This is a genomic window from Acidovorax cavernicola (assembly GCF_003581445.1).
Genome location: NZ_QXMN01000011.1, coordinates 107,578 through 120,717 on the forward strand (window position 1 = coordinate 107,578; position 13,140 = coordinate 120,717).

The following is a 13,140-nucleotide window of genomic DNA, read 5'->3' on the forward strand; positions in this document are numbered from 1 at the left end:
CTACTTGTAGAGCAGCTGCGGCAGCCACAGCCCGATCTGCGGCCAGATGTACAGCAGCACGATCGCCAGCACCTGGATGCCCATGAACGGCAGCATGCCCAGGAAGATCTGGTTCAGCGTGACGTGCGACGGGCTCACGCCCTTCAGGTAGAAGGCCGCCATGGCCACCGGCGGCGACAGGAACGCCGTCTGCAGGTTCAGCGCCACCAGCAGTCCGAAGAACAGCGGGTCGACGCCGAAGTTGTCCAGCAGCGGAATGAAGATGGGCATGAAGATCACGATGATCTCGGTCCACTCCAGCGGCCAGCCCAGCAGGAAGATGATGACCTGGCTCAGGATCAGGAACTGAACCTTCGTGAGGTTCATGCTCAGGACCCACTCCTCCACGAGCGCCTGACCGCCCAGCAGCGCGAATGCCGCCGAGAAGATGGCCGAACCGACGAAGAGCCAGCACACCATCGCCGAGGTCTTGGCTGTCAGAAAGACCGACTCCTTCAGCACCGTGAGGTTGAGCCGCCGGTAGGCGGCGGCCAGCAGCATGCCGCCCAGCGCGCCCATGGCGGCGGCCTCGGTCGGTGTGGCCAGTCCCAGCACGATGGAGCCCAGCACCGAGAGGATCAGCAGCACCAGCGGGAAGAACGAGGCCAGCAGCATCTTGAAGATCTCGAGCCGCGCGAAACTCAGGAACAGGTAGAACAGCGTGACCATCGCACCGAAGACGGCGAAGGCGACCCACCACCAGGTCGGGGCGGGGCGCACCGAGGCGCCTTCCGATGCGGCCGAGGATGCGGAGGCCGGCGGTTCCGCGACGGCTGCTGCTGCCGGCGCCGCGGCTTCGGAGGCAGCACCGGGCGGTTCGGCCAGCGGGGCTGAAGAAGACGTGGCCGATGCCGGCGTTTCTTCCGAGGGAGGCTCTTGCAGCCCGCCTTCGGGGGGCGGCTCCTGCAGGCTGTCGTTCGACGGGGGCTCCTGCAAGCCGCCCGTGCTGCTTTGGCCACCGGCCGCTGCGGTCGCGCCGATCTCCTGGATCTCGTAGCGCGCCTGCGCTTCCACGGTGGTCACCGACTGGTAGCTCAGGCCCGCGGCCAGCAGGAAGAGCACGCCGGGCATCGCGACGATGCCCAGTTGCTTCAGCACGTGCGAGAACGGTACGTCGGCATTGCGGCGACCCTTCAGGAGCCCGATCAACGCGTGCGCGGCGGGGCTGTCGGCCAGCCGCTGCGACAGTGGCGGCAGGGGCACCATGCGCTCGGCCTGCGACAGCGGCGGCGCCCACTGCGGCTTCAGCCGCGCGATGATGATCACGTACACCACGTACAGCGACGCGAGCATCAGTCCTGGAAAGAACGCGCCCGCATACAACTGCACCACCGACACGCCCGCCGTCGCGCCGTACACGATCAGCAGCACCGAGGGCGGGATCAGGATGCCCAGGCAGCCGCCCGCCGTGATCGCACCCGCCGCCAGCGGCACGCTGTAGCCCGCGCGCAGCATGGCTGGCAGCGCCAGCAGGCCCATGAGCGTGACCACCGCACCCACGATGCCGGTGGCGGTCGCGAAGATGGTGCAGGTGACCAGCGTCGCCACGGCCAGCGCGCCCGGCAGCCGCGCGAGCGCCAGGTGCAGGCTCTTGAAGAGCGACTCGATGAGGTTGGCGCGCTCCACCAGGTAGCCCATGAAGACGAACAGCGGCACGGCGATCAGCACGTCGTTGGCCATCGTCTTGTAGGCCGACTGCACCATCAGGTCGAGCGTGCGGTGCCAGTCGCGGTCGTAGGCCAGCCAGGTGAAGAGCATGCCCATGCCCATCAGCGTGAACGCCGTGGGAAAGCCCAGCATGATCGCCACCACGACGAGCGAGAGCATCAAGAGGCCCAGGTGACCTTGGGTGATGGTGTCGGCGCTCAGCAGCATGGCTGCCGCGCCGACGACGATGATGGCCATGAACGACAGGCCGAACCAGAGTTCGCGACGGATCTTCATCGCGTGGCCTCCTTGGCCACCACCACGCGGTCGAGCGCGGCGATGTCTTCGTCCTTCACGTGCACCATCTCCTTGAGCTTTTCGACGTCGACTTCCTCGACGTCCTGTTCGCGCGAAGGCCAGGCGCCGGTGCGGATGCATTGCACGCAGCGGATGATCTCGACCACGCCCTGCAGCAGCAGCGTGAAACCGGCCAGCGGAATGATGTACTTGAACGGATACAGCGGCAGCGGCTCGGCCGAGAAGGTCTGCTCCCGGATGGCCAGCGACTCGCCCGCATACACCCAGCCGGCCCAGGTCAGCGCGACGATGCCGGGCAGGAAGAACAGAAAGTAGAGCACCAGGTCGACCAGCGCCTGCGTGCGGGGGCGGAAGAAACCGTAGAGCACGTCACCGCGTACATGGCCGTTCTTCGACAGCGTGTAGGCGCCGGCGGTCATGAACATGGCGCCGTACAGCATGATCTGGGCGTCGAGCACCCAGGCGTGCGGGCGGTTCAGCGCATAGCGCGAGAACACCTCCCAGCTGATGAGCAGCGTGAGCAGCAGCGCGCACCAGGAGAACGCCTTGCCGATCCAGGTCGAGAACCGGTCGACGGTCAACAGGAAAGATTGCATCGAAAGGGGCTCCTCGCTGCGGGCGATGCCGCGCGGACGGGCAAGAAAAGAGGGCACCGCGCGGGTGCCCTCGAGTCGGCGGATGACCTCAGGACTTCTTGGCCTTGGCGCCGAAGTAGTGGTTGTAGGCCATCTTGAAATCGACCGTGTAGTCGTTCTGCCATTGGCCTGCGCGCTCGGCAAAGGCCTTCTGCGAGTCGAGCACCTTCTTGAACATCGGGTTCTCGGCCGACTTCTTGGCCACCGTCTTGTCCCACGAAGCCAGTTGCGCACGAAGGATGGCGTCTGGCGTCTTGTAGAACTTGATGCCCGCCTTCTTGAGTTCGATGTAGTCCTGCGAGTTGCGCTGGATCGCCTTCCAGCTCATATCGGCGCTCGCGGCCTGCACCGCGTAGTCGATGATCGACTTGAGCTCGGTCGGCAGCGCCGCGAGCTTGGCCTTGTTGAAAAGAATCTCGAACTGCTCGCCCGACTGGTGGAAGCTCTGCAGCATGCAGTTCTTCGCCACGTCGGGAAAGCCCAGCACTCGGTCGCTCGAGGCATTGTTGAACTCGGCCGCGTCGATCAGGCCGCGGTCCAGGGCCGGCACGATCTCGCCGCCGGGCAGCGGGTTCACGGCCGTGCCCATGTCGGTGAACACATCCACCGCCAGGCCCACGGTGCGGAACTTCAGGCCCTTCATGTCCTCGACCTTGGCCACCGGTTTCTTGAACCAGCCCAGCGGCTGCGTGGGCATCGGGCCGTACAGGTACGACACCACGTCCAGGTTCAGGCTCTTGTAGATCTCCTCGATGAGCGCCTTGCCTCCGCCGTAGTTGTGCCAGGCCAGGACCATGTTGGCGTCCATGCCGAAGCCCGGACCCGAACCCCACAGCGCGAGCGCGGAGTTCTTGCCGTACCAGTACGCGACCACGCCATGCCCGCCGTCGAGCGTGCCCTTGGCCACCGCGTCGAGCAACTGGAACGCGGGCACCACCGAGCCCGCGGGCAGCACTTCGATCTTGAGGCGGCTGCCCGCCATGTCGTTCACCTTCTTCGCGAAGTCCTGTGCGTACTCGTGGAAGATGTCTTTCGCCGGCCAGGTGCTCTGGAAGCGAAGGGACGTGGTCTGCGCCATGCTGACCATCGGTGCCGACATGGCACCTGCGGCCACCGCTGCACCCTTGAGGAGGCTGCGACGGCGGGGCGATTTGCTGTCTGTCATGTGTCTCTCTCCATCCATTGTTCTCTGACCGGAACACCCAGGCCGTCGTCTTCGCGTTATGGTTTCGACTGGCCGCGACCGCCATCTTTGGCGCGGCACCCCCTGCGACAAACAGGGTTTTCACGAACCGGTGAAAAATTTCATCATCCGGCGCGCGGATCGGTCGCCCGAAGCCGCCCAGGACTCCGGGCTTACCCTAAAGATTCAAGAGAGAAAGCAGACATGAGCGAACCCGTTGGAGAAAAAGGCTACGCCGGCGACGTCACGCCCGAACAGGCAGCCCAGTGGATGGCGAGCGGCGAAGCCGTGCTGGTGGACGTGCGCACCGATGCCGAGCGCGAGTGGGTTGGCTACGTGCCCGGCGCCGTGCCGCTGGCGTGGAAGCAGTGGCCGGGCATGGCGCTGAACCCGTCCTTCGACGAGGGCGTGCGCGCCGCCGCCGAGGGGAACAAGAAGCTGGTGCTGCTGTGCCGCAGCGGCGTGCGCTCCATCGCGGCGGCCAAGCGCGCGACAGAGCTGGGGTTCGTGGCCTACAACATCCTCGAAGGCTTTGAAGGCAACCCGGACGAAAGCGGCCATCGTGGCCTGATCGGTGGCTGGCGCAAGCGCGGGCTGCCCTGGCGCCAGAACTAGAGAGCGCCGCCCGCCTCACTCGGACGTGGCCGGGTCGATCACGCTGTACACCCGGTCCACGCGGTTGGCCGGGAAGCCACCGAGTTCCGCGTGCCGGTGCACCAGGGCCTCGTCGGTCGCCTGGTAGACGCAGTAGATCCGGTCGTCGGTCACGTAGCTGTGGATCCACTGAATGTCGGTGCCCATGCTGCTGAGCACCCCGCAGGATTTTTGCGAGATGGCTTTCAGATCCGACGAGGTGAACTTGCCGGCGCCGGGGATGTCTCGCTCGATGACGAACTTGGGCATGTCGGTACTCCTGTCTAGAATCGGTCGAAGGCGACCAGGGTCTATGGTGCCGAGGCGACGCCGCATTGCATTGCCCATCTCGCCGGACTTGTTGACCGAAACCCCGCCTTCGCTTGCCGGGAGGTGCCCATGGATGTCTTGTCGGACGTGCTTCGGACCATCCGCCTGGAGGGCGCCCTGTTCCTGAACGGGGACATGTATGCACCCTGGTGTTTCACGGTACCCAAGGGCGCGGACATCGCACAACTGCTCAGGCCCGGCGCGCAGCGGCTGGCCATCTGCCATCTGGTACTGCAAGGCGAATGCTGGGCCCAGGTCGATGGTGAGGCGCCGATCCGCGCGCACGCCGGCGAAGTGATCGCCGTGCCGCATGGCGATTCGCATGTGCTGGGCAGCGGCCTGCACGATGCGGCCGTGGACATGTCGCATGTGGTGAGCCCGCGGGCGCCCGAACTGGAGCGCATCCGCTACGGCGGCGAAGGCGACCGCACCTTGCTGGTCTGCAGCTGGTTCGCGTACGAAGGCGACGCGCCCCATCCCGTCATGGCGAACATCCCGCGTCTGTTCACCACGCCGTTGCGCAGCAGGCCGGCGGGCCCGTGGATCGAGCAGTCGGTCAACTTCGTGCTGGGTGATGCGGCTTCGCGTGCTCCCGGCTCGGAGATGGTCGCGGCCAAGGTGGCGGAAGTCTTGTTTACCGAAGTGCTGCGCGGTTACATCGAATCCATGCCCGCGAACAACCCTGGCTGGTTGGCTGGCCTTCGCGACCCCCATGTGAGCCGCTGCCTGGCGCTGATGCACGCCGAGCCCGCGCGCAACTGGACGGTCGACGCACTGGCACACGAAACCCACACCTCGCGCAGCGTGCTGGCGGACCGCTTCACCGAACTGGTGGGCGCGCCGCCCATGCACTACCTGGCGCGTTGGCGCATGGTCCTGGCCGCCGGCATGCTGCGCAAGAACCAGGGCAACCTGGCGCGCATTGCCGAAGGCGTCGGCTACGAATCGGAAGCCGCTTTCAACCGCGCATTCAAGCGCGAGTACGGCGTGTCGCCAGGCGCCTGGCGGCAGAACGGCGCCTAGCGACGCCAGGCGCGCGGCGGTGTCGCGCCTGGCTTGATCCGGTGGCGGTCAGAGCGCCGGGATGCGCAGCTTCTGCCCCGGATAGATCTTGTCCGGATGACTCAGCATCGGCTTGTTCGCCTCGAAGATCGCGTTGTACTTGTTGGCATCGCCGTAGTACTTCTTCGAGATGGCCGAGAGCGTGTCGCCGCGCACCACGTCGTGGTACTGGGCGGGTGGCGCAGCGGGGGCGACGAGGTTGTTGTCCACGCTCGTGACGTTCGCCACGTTGCCCGCGGCCAGTGCAGCTTTTTCGCTGGCTTCCTGCGAGGGCGCCTGGCCCGCGAGGGTGACGACGCCGCTGCTCGCGGTGTAGGTCACTTCCAGTCCGGTGAGGCCGAGGTTCTGGGTCTCGATGTAGGTCTTGATGGCCGCGGCGGCTGCCGTGTTCGCATCGGGCGTGGCCGCCTGGGCCGACGAACCGCCGAACAGTTTTTCACCGGCTTCCTTGATGAAGCTGAGCAATCCCATGGTTTTCTCCTTGTGCCGTGGTGGATGGAAAAGGCGAATGTAGGGGCGGAACCGGATGGGTCCACGTAGTCCCGCGCCGCGAGTGTCAAGGAGGTGCCAGCAGGATTAACAACAAAGTCGCAATAATCGCGCGCATGTCTTCCCCCTTCCTCGCCATCGACATCGGCAACACCCGGCTTAAGTGGGCGCTCTACGAGGGGGCCTTCCCCGGCGCGGCACTGCAGGCCCACGGTGCCGAGTTTCTCGACCACATCGAACGGCTGGCCGATGGCCCCTGGGCCGACCTGCCCGCGCCCGGTTCCATGCTGGGCTGCGTGGTGGCCGGCGACACGTTGCGACGGCGCGCGGAAGAGCAGATCACCGAGCGCTTCGACTGCACCCCCCGCTGGGTGGTTTCGAGTGCGGGCGAGGCCGGCATCGTCAACGGCTACGACCACCCGACGCGGCTGGGCGCTGACCGCTTCGTCGCCATGATCGGTGCGCGCCATCGCATGCTGGCGCAAGGGCCCGAGCGGCCGATGGTGGTGGTGCTGATCGGTACGGCCGTCACGGTCGAGGCGATCGATGCCAGCGGCAAGTTCCTGGGCGGCCTGATCCTGCCGGGCCACGGCATCATGCTGCGCGCGCTCGAGTCGGGCACGGCGGGTCTGCACGTGCCGACCGGCGAGGTGCGTGAATTTCCCACCAACACCAGTGACGCCCTCACCAGCGGCGGCACTTACGCCATTGCCGGAGCGGTCGAGCGCATGGTGCAGCACGTGCGCTCGCACTGCGGCGCCGAGCCGGCCTGCTTCATGACCGGCGGCGCGGGCTGGAAGATGGCGCCCGCCATGAACGGGCACTTCGAACTCGTCGAGAGCCTCATCATGGACGGCCTGCTCGTCATCGCGAAGGAACGGGCGCCGGCCGCCGGCTGACCCGTCCTTCTCTCGGAGTCTCAGGGCTTCATCAGCGCCTCGCCCATGGCGTGGAAGGCGGGCAGGGTCAGCGGGTCGTTGCCCGCGTTCGCCGCGATGGGGTGCGCGGCGTAGCGCACGATCACCATCTCGGCCTTCGGATCGACATAGATGCTCTGGCCGTGGATGCCGCGCGCCATGTACGCGCCGTGCGGGTTGTGCGAGACCCACCACATGTTCCGGTAGCTCCAGCCCGGCAGCAGCGCGTAGCCCGCCTTCGCGAACTTGGCCGGATCGGCGCCGCGCTGGATGTCTTCCACCACCGCCTTCGGAATTGCCTGCTGCCCGTTGGGCGCGCGTCCGCCGTTGCGCAGCGTTTCGCCGAAGCGTGCGATGTCGCGCAGCACGGTGTTCAGGCCGCCGCCGCCCGATTCGGTGCCGATGCGGTCGACCATGAAGTACGCGTCCTGTTCGGCGCCGATGCGGCGCCAGATCTTCTCGCTCAGCAGGTCGGCCAGCGAGCGGTTGGATGCGCGGCGCATGATCCAGGCGAGCACCTCGGCGTTGACCGTCTTGTAGGCAAAGGCATCGCCGTGCGTGCCTTCCTTCTTGAGCGTGGCCAGGAACTCGTAGAACGACTTCGGCCCCGTGTAGTTCGGGCCCTGCGGCAGCATGCCGCCGGCGCGTGCGTAGTCGAAGACCTCGGCCTTCGGGTCGGCGTAGTTCTCGGAGTAGCGCACGCCGATGGTCATGTCCATCACCTGGCGCACGGTGGCGTCGCCGTAGGCCGTGTCCTTGAGTTCGGGCAGGTACTTGGTGACCGGCGCCGACGGGTCGAGCGTGCCCTCGTCGGCAAGGATGGCCGCCAGCGTGCCCACGAAGGACTTGGTGACCGACATCGCGATGTGCGGACGCTCGGGCGTGAGCGCGCCGAAGTACTTCTCGTAGACCACCTGCCCGCGATGCAGCACCAGGATGCCGTCGGTGTAGGTGCGCGAGATCATCTGGCCGAAGGTCTGCGGCTCGCCGCCGCCCATGGGCTGGAAGCGCACGGCCTCGATGTCGATGCGCGGCGTGGCGGCCGGTAGCGGGCTGGCCGCGCCGGGGCCGCGCCACACGTTGGCCGTGGGCACCGTCTCGCGCACGTGCGAGAAGGTCCAGCGGGTGCGCGGGTAGACGCCGCCGGCCGGGTTGTCGAAGGTGATCTGCTTGTCGGGCGGCGGCGGGAAGCCCTGCATCCAGCCCAGGGCCTGGACCGAGGTGGCGGCGGGATCGGGCAACGCGGCGGGCGTCTGGGCGAGGCTGGTGTTCACGGCAAGGAGTGTGAAGGCGGCGGCGACCGCCGTGCGTTGGAAGACGACAGAACGAAAGAATGGCATGCAACGGGCTCCGAGGAAAAAACGGGATTCATGCAACTGGCGGGATGCAGTCGGGAGACACCGCAGAACCGGCTTTGCCGGGCTGCAGGTGTCGCCCCCGGCGAGGGGTTGGCGAAGCGACACGAAGTGCGCGAAGCCTGGGGGCGAGCCTTACCTGCCGGTGAAGCGCGCGGGGCGGCGCTCGATGAAGGAGCGCACACCCTCGGCCGCGTCCTCGCTGTTCGACAGCCGCTTCTGCGTCTCGATGAACTCCGCCACTGCCGCGAGCGGCCCGTGTTCGATCGCTTTCAGCACGTTGAGCCGCGTGGCCTGCACCGCCAGCGGGGCTTGTGCCGCGATGCGCTGCGCGATCTGCAGCGCTGCGTCGAGCTCCTGCCCGGCGGGCACCACCTTCTGCACGAAGTTCAGGCGGTAGGCCTCGTCGCTGCCGAACTCGTCGGCCGTCAGCAGATGCAGCATCGCGTTGCCCAGGCCCGCGCGCTCGGCCATGCGCAGCGTGGCGCCGCCCGTGGCCATGATCCCACGCTGCACTTCCATCTGCGAGAAGCGGCAGTTGTCGGCCGCCACCACGATGTCGGCGCCCAGCATCAGCTCGATGCCCACCGTGAAGCAGATGCCCTTGACGGCCGCCACCATCGGCTTGGTGCGGCGCCGGTAGCCTTCCAGGCCGAAGTCGTGCGGCTCCACCAGCCCGGGCGGGATCGCCTTCTCGCCGCGCTTCATGTACTCGGTGACCGCGGGCAGGTCGAGCCCGGCCGTGAAGTGGTCGCCGAAGGCATGCAGCACGCCCACGTGCAGGTCGGGGTCGTCGTCCAGGCGCGTGTAGGCCTCGGCGAGCTGCCTGAACATCGGCGGCGTCCAGCCGTTGCGCTTGGCCGGGCGGTTGATGCCGATCAGCAGCACATGGTCGATCACCTGGGTGTCGATGCAGCCTTCGACAGGCGGGGTGGTGGGGGTGGCGGTCATGCGAGCGGTCTCCTGTTCTTGTCTTGTCGAGAAACACCGCGGAACCGGCTTTGCCGGGCCGCTGGTGTTGCCCCCTGGAAGGGGGTGGGCGCTGCCACACGAAGTGGGCAAGCCTGGGGGTCAGTACGTATACACGCCACGGCCGGTCTTGCGGCCCAACTGGCCGGCGGCGACCATTTCCTTCAGCAGCGGGCAGGGGCGGTACTTCGAGTCGCCGAACTGCTCCAGGTACACCTCCATCACGGCCAGGCACACGTCCAGGCCGATCATGTCGGCCAGCGCCAGCGGACCGATGGGCTGGTTGCAGCCCAGCTTCATGCCGGCGTCGATGTCCTCGGCCGTGGCCAGGCCCTCGGCCAGCACGAAGAAGGCCTCGTTGATCATCGGCACCAGGATGCGGTTGACCACGAAGCCCGGCGCGTTCTTCACGGTGATGGGCGACTTGCCCAGCTTCTCGGCCAGCGCCTTCACGGCGTCGTGCGTGGCGTCGCTCGTGAGGTAGCCGCGGATCAGCTCCACCAGCGCCATCATCGGCACCGGGTTGAAGAAGTGCATGCCGATGAAGCGGTCGGCGCGCGAGGTGGCGGCGGCCAGTTGCGTGATCGAGATCGACGAGGTGTTCGACGCGATGATCACCTCGGGGCCTACCAGTTCGTCGACCTGCTTGAGGATCTTGAGCTTGAGCGCGTGGTTCTCGGTGGCGGCCTCGATGACCAGCTGCGCGCCCTTCAGGTCGGCGTAGTCGGTCGAGCCCTTGATCAGCGCCAGCGCGGCGGCCTTCTGCTCGACGGTGAGCTTTTCCTTCTTGATGAGGCGGTCGAGGCTGCCCGAGATGGTGGCAATGCCCTTGTCGACGGCCGCCTGGGCCACGTCGATCATCACCACGTTGACACCCGAGACCGCGCAGGCCTGGGCGATGCCGTTGCCCATCGTGCCGGCACCGATGATGCCTACCGTTTGAATCGTCATGAGAAATGCTCCTTGAACAGAAAGAAAAGAGAAAAAGGGGAGGCGAGGGCGGGCGCGGGGCCGCCGTCGCGGGGATGGCGGCCATTGTGAATCACCCCCGGGAGGGCACCGTTCCCGTCGGCGACACCCGTGCCGGGTGGCTTACAGTGCGGCGATTGTCTTCAACCACTTTTCGAGCCCTCGCATGACCACCCTCGGCACCCCCCTTTCCCCCTCCGCCACCCGCGTGATGCTGCTCGGCTCCGGTGAACTCGGCAAGGAGGTGCTGATCGCCCTGCAGCGCCTGGGCGTCGAGACCATCGCGGTCGACCGCTACGAGAACGCGCCCGGCCAGCAGGTGGCGCACCATGCGCGCACCATCACCATGAGCGACCCTGAGCAGCTCAAGGCGCTGATCGAGGCCGAGAAGCCCGCGCTGGTGGTGCCCGAGATCGAGGCCATCGCCACGCCCATGCTGCAGCAGCTGGAAGACGCCGGCGTGGTGCGCGTGATTCCCACGGCCCGCGCCGCCCGCCTCACGATGGACCGCGAGGGCATCCGCCGCCTGGCCGCCGAGACGCTGGGCGTGCCCACCAGCCCCTACAAGTTCTGCGACTCGTTGGCCGAGCTACAGGCGGCCATCGACGCCGGTATCGGCTACCCCTGCATCGTGAAGCCCGTGATGAGCAGCTCCGGCAAGGGCCAGAGCAAGATCGACGGCCCGGCCGACGTGCAGAAGGCCTGGGACTACGCCATGGCCGGCGGCCGCGTGAGCCATGGCCGCGTGATCGTCGAGGGTTTCATCGACTTCGACTACGAGATCACGTTGCTGACCGTGCGTGCCAAGGACGCGGCGGGCGCCGTCGAAACGAAGTTCTGCGATCCCATCGGCCATGTGCAGGTCAGCGGCGACTATGTCGAGAGCTGGCAGCCGCACCCGATGGCGCCCGCCGCGCTGCAGAAGGCACAGCAGATCGCGCAGGCCGTCACGGCCGACCTGGGCGGGCAGGGCCTGTTCGGCGTCGAGCTGTTCGTGAAGGGCGACGAGGTCTGGTTCAGCGAGGTCAGCCCGCGTCCGCACGACACCGGCATGGTCACCATGGCCACGCAGTGGCAGAACGAGTTCGAGCTGCACGCGCGCGCGATCCTCGGCCTGCCGGTCGACACCTCGCTCAAGAGCCCGGGCGCCAGCGCTGTGATCTACGGCGGCGTGGACGCCACTGGCATCGCCTTCGACGGCGTGGCCGAAGCGCTGCAGGTGCCCGGCAGCGACATCCGCCTGTTCGGCAAGCCCGAGAGCTTCGTCAAGCGCCGCATGGGCGTGGCGCTGGTGCATGCGGCCGACACCGACACGGCGCGCACGCTCGCCAAGGAAGCGGCCTCGCGCGTGAAGCCCCGCACGGTCTGAGCGACCCGGCTCTCCGGGTGAACCCGCGAGCGGGCCCCCGGTAGCCAGTTTTCGCAAGCGGGCCGTGGTGGGCCCGGGCATCGTGCAGGTCTCGCCAGGACGCCGGTCGGGTGCGGGTGCATGCGGATACCACGCAGGCACCCCGCCCTCCACACTGAGCGCTCCGTTCGATTCACCGGAGACACCATGCTGCATCCCCAGGCGCGCGCCTTGCTGGATTTCATTGAAGCGCGCGGCATTCCGCCGACCCACACCCTGTCGCCCGCCGACGCGCGGGCCTTCTACCGGGAGCGCCGCGCCGCGACGCAGCCGCTGCCCGCCGAGGTGGCCGACGTGCGCGACCTGCAGGCCGACGGACCGCACGGCACCATTCCGGTGCGGCTGTACAAGCCACTCGGCGCTGCTGCCAGTGCAGGCCCGCTGCCCGTGCTCGTGTACTACCACGGCGGCGGCTGGGTCATCGGCGACCTCGACACGCACGACGTGCTGTGCCGCGAGCTGGCCAACGGCGCGGGCTGCGCGGTGGTGGCGGTCGACTACCGCATGGGCCCCGAGCACCGCTTTCCCACCGCCGTCGACGACGTGCTTGCCGCCACGCGCTGGGTGCGCCGCGAAGCCGCCGCACTGGGGCTCGATGCCAGCCGTCTCGCGGTGGGCGGCGACAGCGCCGGCGGCAACCTCGCGGCCGTGGTGTCGATCGCTGCGCGCGACGCGGGTGATTTGCCGGTCGTGTTCCAGCTGCTGATCTACCCGGCCACCGACATGCGCCGCGGCCATCCGTCGCACCAGACGAACGGGCAGGGCTACCTGCTCACGCGCGACACGATGACCTACTTCCACGACCACTACATCACCGACACGAAGCACGACCTCGACTGGCGCGCCTCGCCGCTGCTGCACACCGACCTCGCGGGCCTGCCGCCCGCGCTGGTGCTCACCGCCGGCTACGACCCGCTGCGCGACGAGGGCGCGGCCTATGCCGAGGCGCTCACGGCCGCCGGCAACCGCGCGAACTACGTGTGCTTCGAGCGCCAGATCCATGGCTTCATCACCATGGGCAAGGTGCTCGACGAAGCCCACACCGCGGTCGCGTTGTGTGCGGCGGAACTGCGCCGCGCGTTCACACAGGCACAGCCCCAGGCCTAGGGAAAGTCCCCGCGCAAATGGCTGCCGCGCGCACGGCCCCCGCCGCTACGATCCAGCGAACACGACGCCACCCCCCGGT

At 67.6% G+C, this 13,140-nt stretch carries 13 protein-coding genes; 5 read left to right on the plus strand and 8 right to left on the minus strand.

Annotation, left to right across the window (positions count from 1 at the left end):
• The 3 genes from D3H34_RS11850 to D3H34_RS11860 all read right to left on the minus strand — a co-directional run bounded on the left by D3H34_RS11850 (position 1) and on the right by D3H34_RS11860 (position 3,804).
• Positions 1 to 1,983 carry a TRAP transporter large permease gene (locus tag D3H34_RS11850; protein ID WP_119553653.1) on the minus strand — a complete coding sequence of 661 codons (1,983 nt, stop codon included), beginning with the start codon at positions 1,981 to 1,983 and terminating at the stop codon, positions 1 to 3.
• Positions 1,980 to 2,600 carry a TRAP transporter small permease subunit gene (locus D3H34_RS11855; protein ID WP_119553654.1) on the minus strand — a complete coding sequence of 207 codons (621 nt, stop codon included), beginning with the start codon at positions 2,598 to 2,600 and terminating at the stop codon, positions 1,980 to 1,982. Before D3H34_RS11855 ends, D3H34_RS11850 begins: the two co-directional genes overlap by 4 nt.
• A gap of 88 nt (positions 2,601 to 2,688) precedes the next feature.
• Positions 2,689 to 3,804: a TRAP transporter substrate-binding protein gene (locus D3H34_RS11860; protein WP_119553655.1), complete on the minus strand. Its 1,116-nt coding sequence runs from the start codon at positions 3,802 to 3,804 to the stop codon at positions 2,689 to 2,691.
• A gap of 222 nt (positions 3,805 to 4,026) precedes the next feature.
• Here D3H34_RS11860 and D3H34_RS11865 point away from each other — a divergent pair, with 222 nt between their 5' ends.
• Positions 4,027 to 4,437 carry a rhodanese-like domain-containing protein gene (locus tag D3H34_RS11865; RefSeq protein ID WP_119553656.1) on the plus strand — a complete coding sequence of 137 codons (411 nt, stop codon included), beginning with the start codon at positions 4,027 to 4,029 and terminating at the stop codon, positions 4,435 to 4,437.
• 15 nt (positions 4,438 to 4,452) lie between these two features.
• Here the strand turns inward: D3H34_RS11865 and D3H34_RS11870 are convergent, their stop codons facing one another.
• Positions 4,453 to 4,725 (minus strand): DUF4242 domain-containing protein, encoded by a 273-nt coding sequence (locus D3H34_RS11870; RefSeq protein WP_119553657.1) that lies wholly within the window; start codon positions 4,723 to 4,725, stop codon positions 4,453 to 4,455.
• A gap of 129 nt (positions 4,726 to 4,854) precedes the next feature.
• Between D3H34_RS11870 and D3H34_RS11875 the strand changes: the two genes are divergently transcribed.
• On the plus strand, positions 4,855 to 5,808 hold the full coding sequence (locus D3H34_RS11875) for an AraC family transcriptional regulator (protein WP_119553658.1): 954 nt from the start codon (positions 4,855 to 4,857) through the stop codon (positions 5,806 to 5,808).
• A 48-nt stretch (positions 5,809 to 5,856) separates the two neighbouring features.
• Here the strand turns inward: D3H34_RS11875 and lysM are convergent, their stop codons facing one another.
• The gene (gene lysM / locus D3H34_RS11880; RefSeq protein WP_062478819.1) at positions 5,857 to 6,318 is read right to left on the minus strand and encodes a peptidoglycan-binding protein LysM; all 462 of its coding nucleotides are present in this window, start codon (positions 6,316 to 6,318) and stop codon (positions 5,857 to 5,859) included.
• A 134-nt stretch (positions 6,319 to 6,452) separates the two neighbouring features.
• Between lysM and D3H34_RS11885 the strand changes: the two genes are divergently transcribed.
• Positions 6,453 to 7,235, plus strand: a complete 783-nt coding sequence (locus D3H34_RS11885; protein ID WP_119553659.1) for a type III pantothenate kinase — start codon at positions 6,453 to 6,455, stop codon at positions 7,233 to 7,235.
• A gap of 20 nt (positions 7,236 to 7,255) precedes the next feature.
• Here D3H34_RS11885 and D3H34_RS11890 read toward each other — a convergent pair whose 3' ends face one another.
• From D3H34_RS11890 to D3H34_RS11900, 3 genes are all read right to left on the minus strand, one after another.
• On the minus strand, positions 7,256 to 8,593 hold the full coding sequence (locus D3H34_RS11890; protein ID WP_119553660.1) for a serine hydrolase domain-containing protein: 1,338 nt from the start codon (positions 8,591 to 8,593) through the stop codon (positions 7,256 to 7,258).
• Between the two features lie 150 nt (positions 8,594 to 8,743).
• The gene (locus D3H34_RS11895; RefSeq protein ID WP_119553661.1) at positions 8,744 to 9,559 is read right to left on the minus strand and encodes a crotonase/enoyl-CoA hydratase family protein; all 816 of its coding nucleotides are present in this window, start codon (positions 9,557 to 9,559) and stop codon (positions 8,744 to 8,746) included.
• A gap of 120 nt (positions 9,560 to 9,679) precedes the next feature.
• Positions 9,680 to 10,528 (minus strand): 3-hydroxybutyryl-CoA dehydrogenase, encoded by an 849-nt coding sequence (locus D3H34_RS11900; RefSeq protein WP_119553662.1) that lies wholly within the window; start codon positions 10,526 to 10,528, stop codon positions 9,680 to 9,682.
• Between the two features lie 184 nt (positions 10,529 to 10,712).
• On the opposite strand from D3H34_RS11900, the gene purT reads away from it, so the two are divergent.
• Together purT and lipP1 are read left to right on the plus strand one after the other, a co-directional pair.
• Positions 10,713 to 11,915, plus strand: a complete 1,203-nt coding sequence (gene purT, locus D3H34_RS11905) for a formate-dependent phosphoribosylglycinamide formyltransferase (protein ID WP_119553663.1) — start codon at positions 10,713 to 10,715, stop codon at positions 11,913 to 11,915.
• A gap of 186 nt (positions 11,916 to 12,101) precedes the next feature.
• The gene (gene lipP1, locus D3H34_RS11910; protein WP_119553664.1) at positions 12,102 to 13,061 is read left to right on the plus strand and encodes a LipP1 family hormone-sensitive lipase; all 960 of its coding nucleotides are present in this window, start codon (positions 12,102 to 12,104) and stop codon (positions 13,059 to 13,061) included.
• The last annotated feature ends 79 nt before the right edge of the window (positions 13,062 to 13,140 follow it).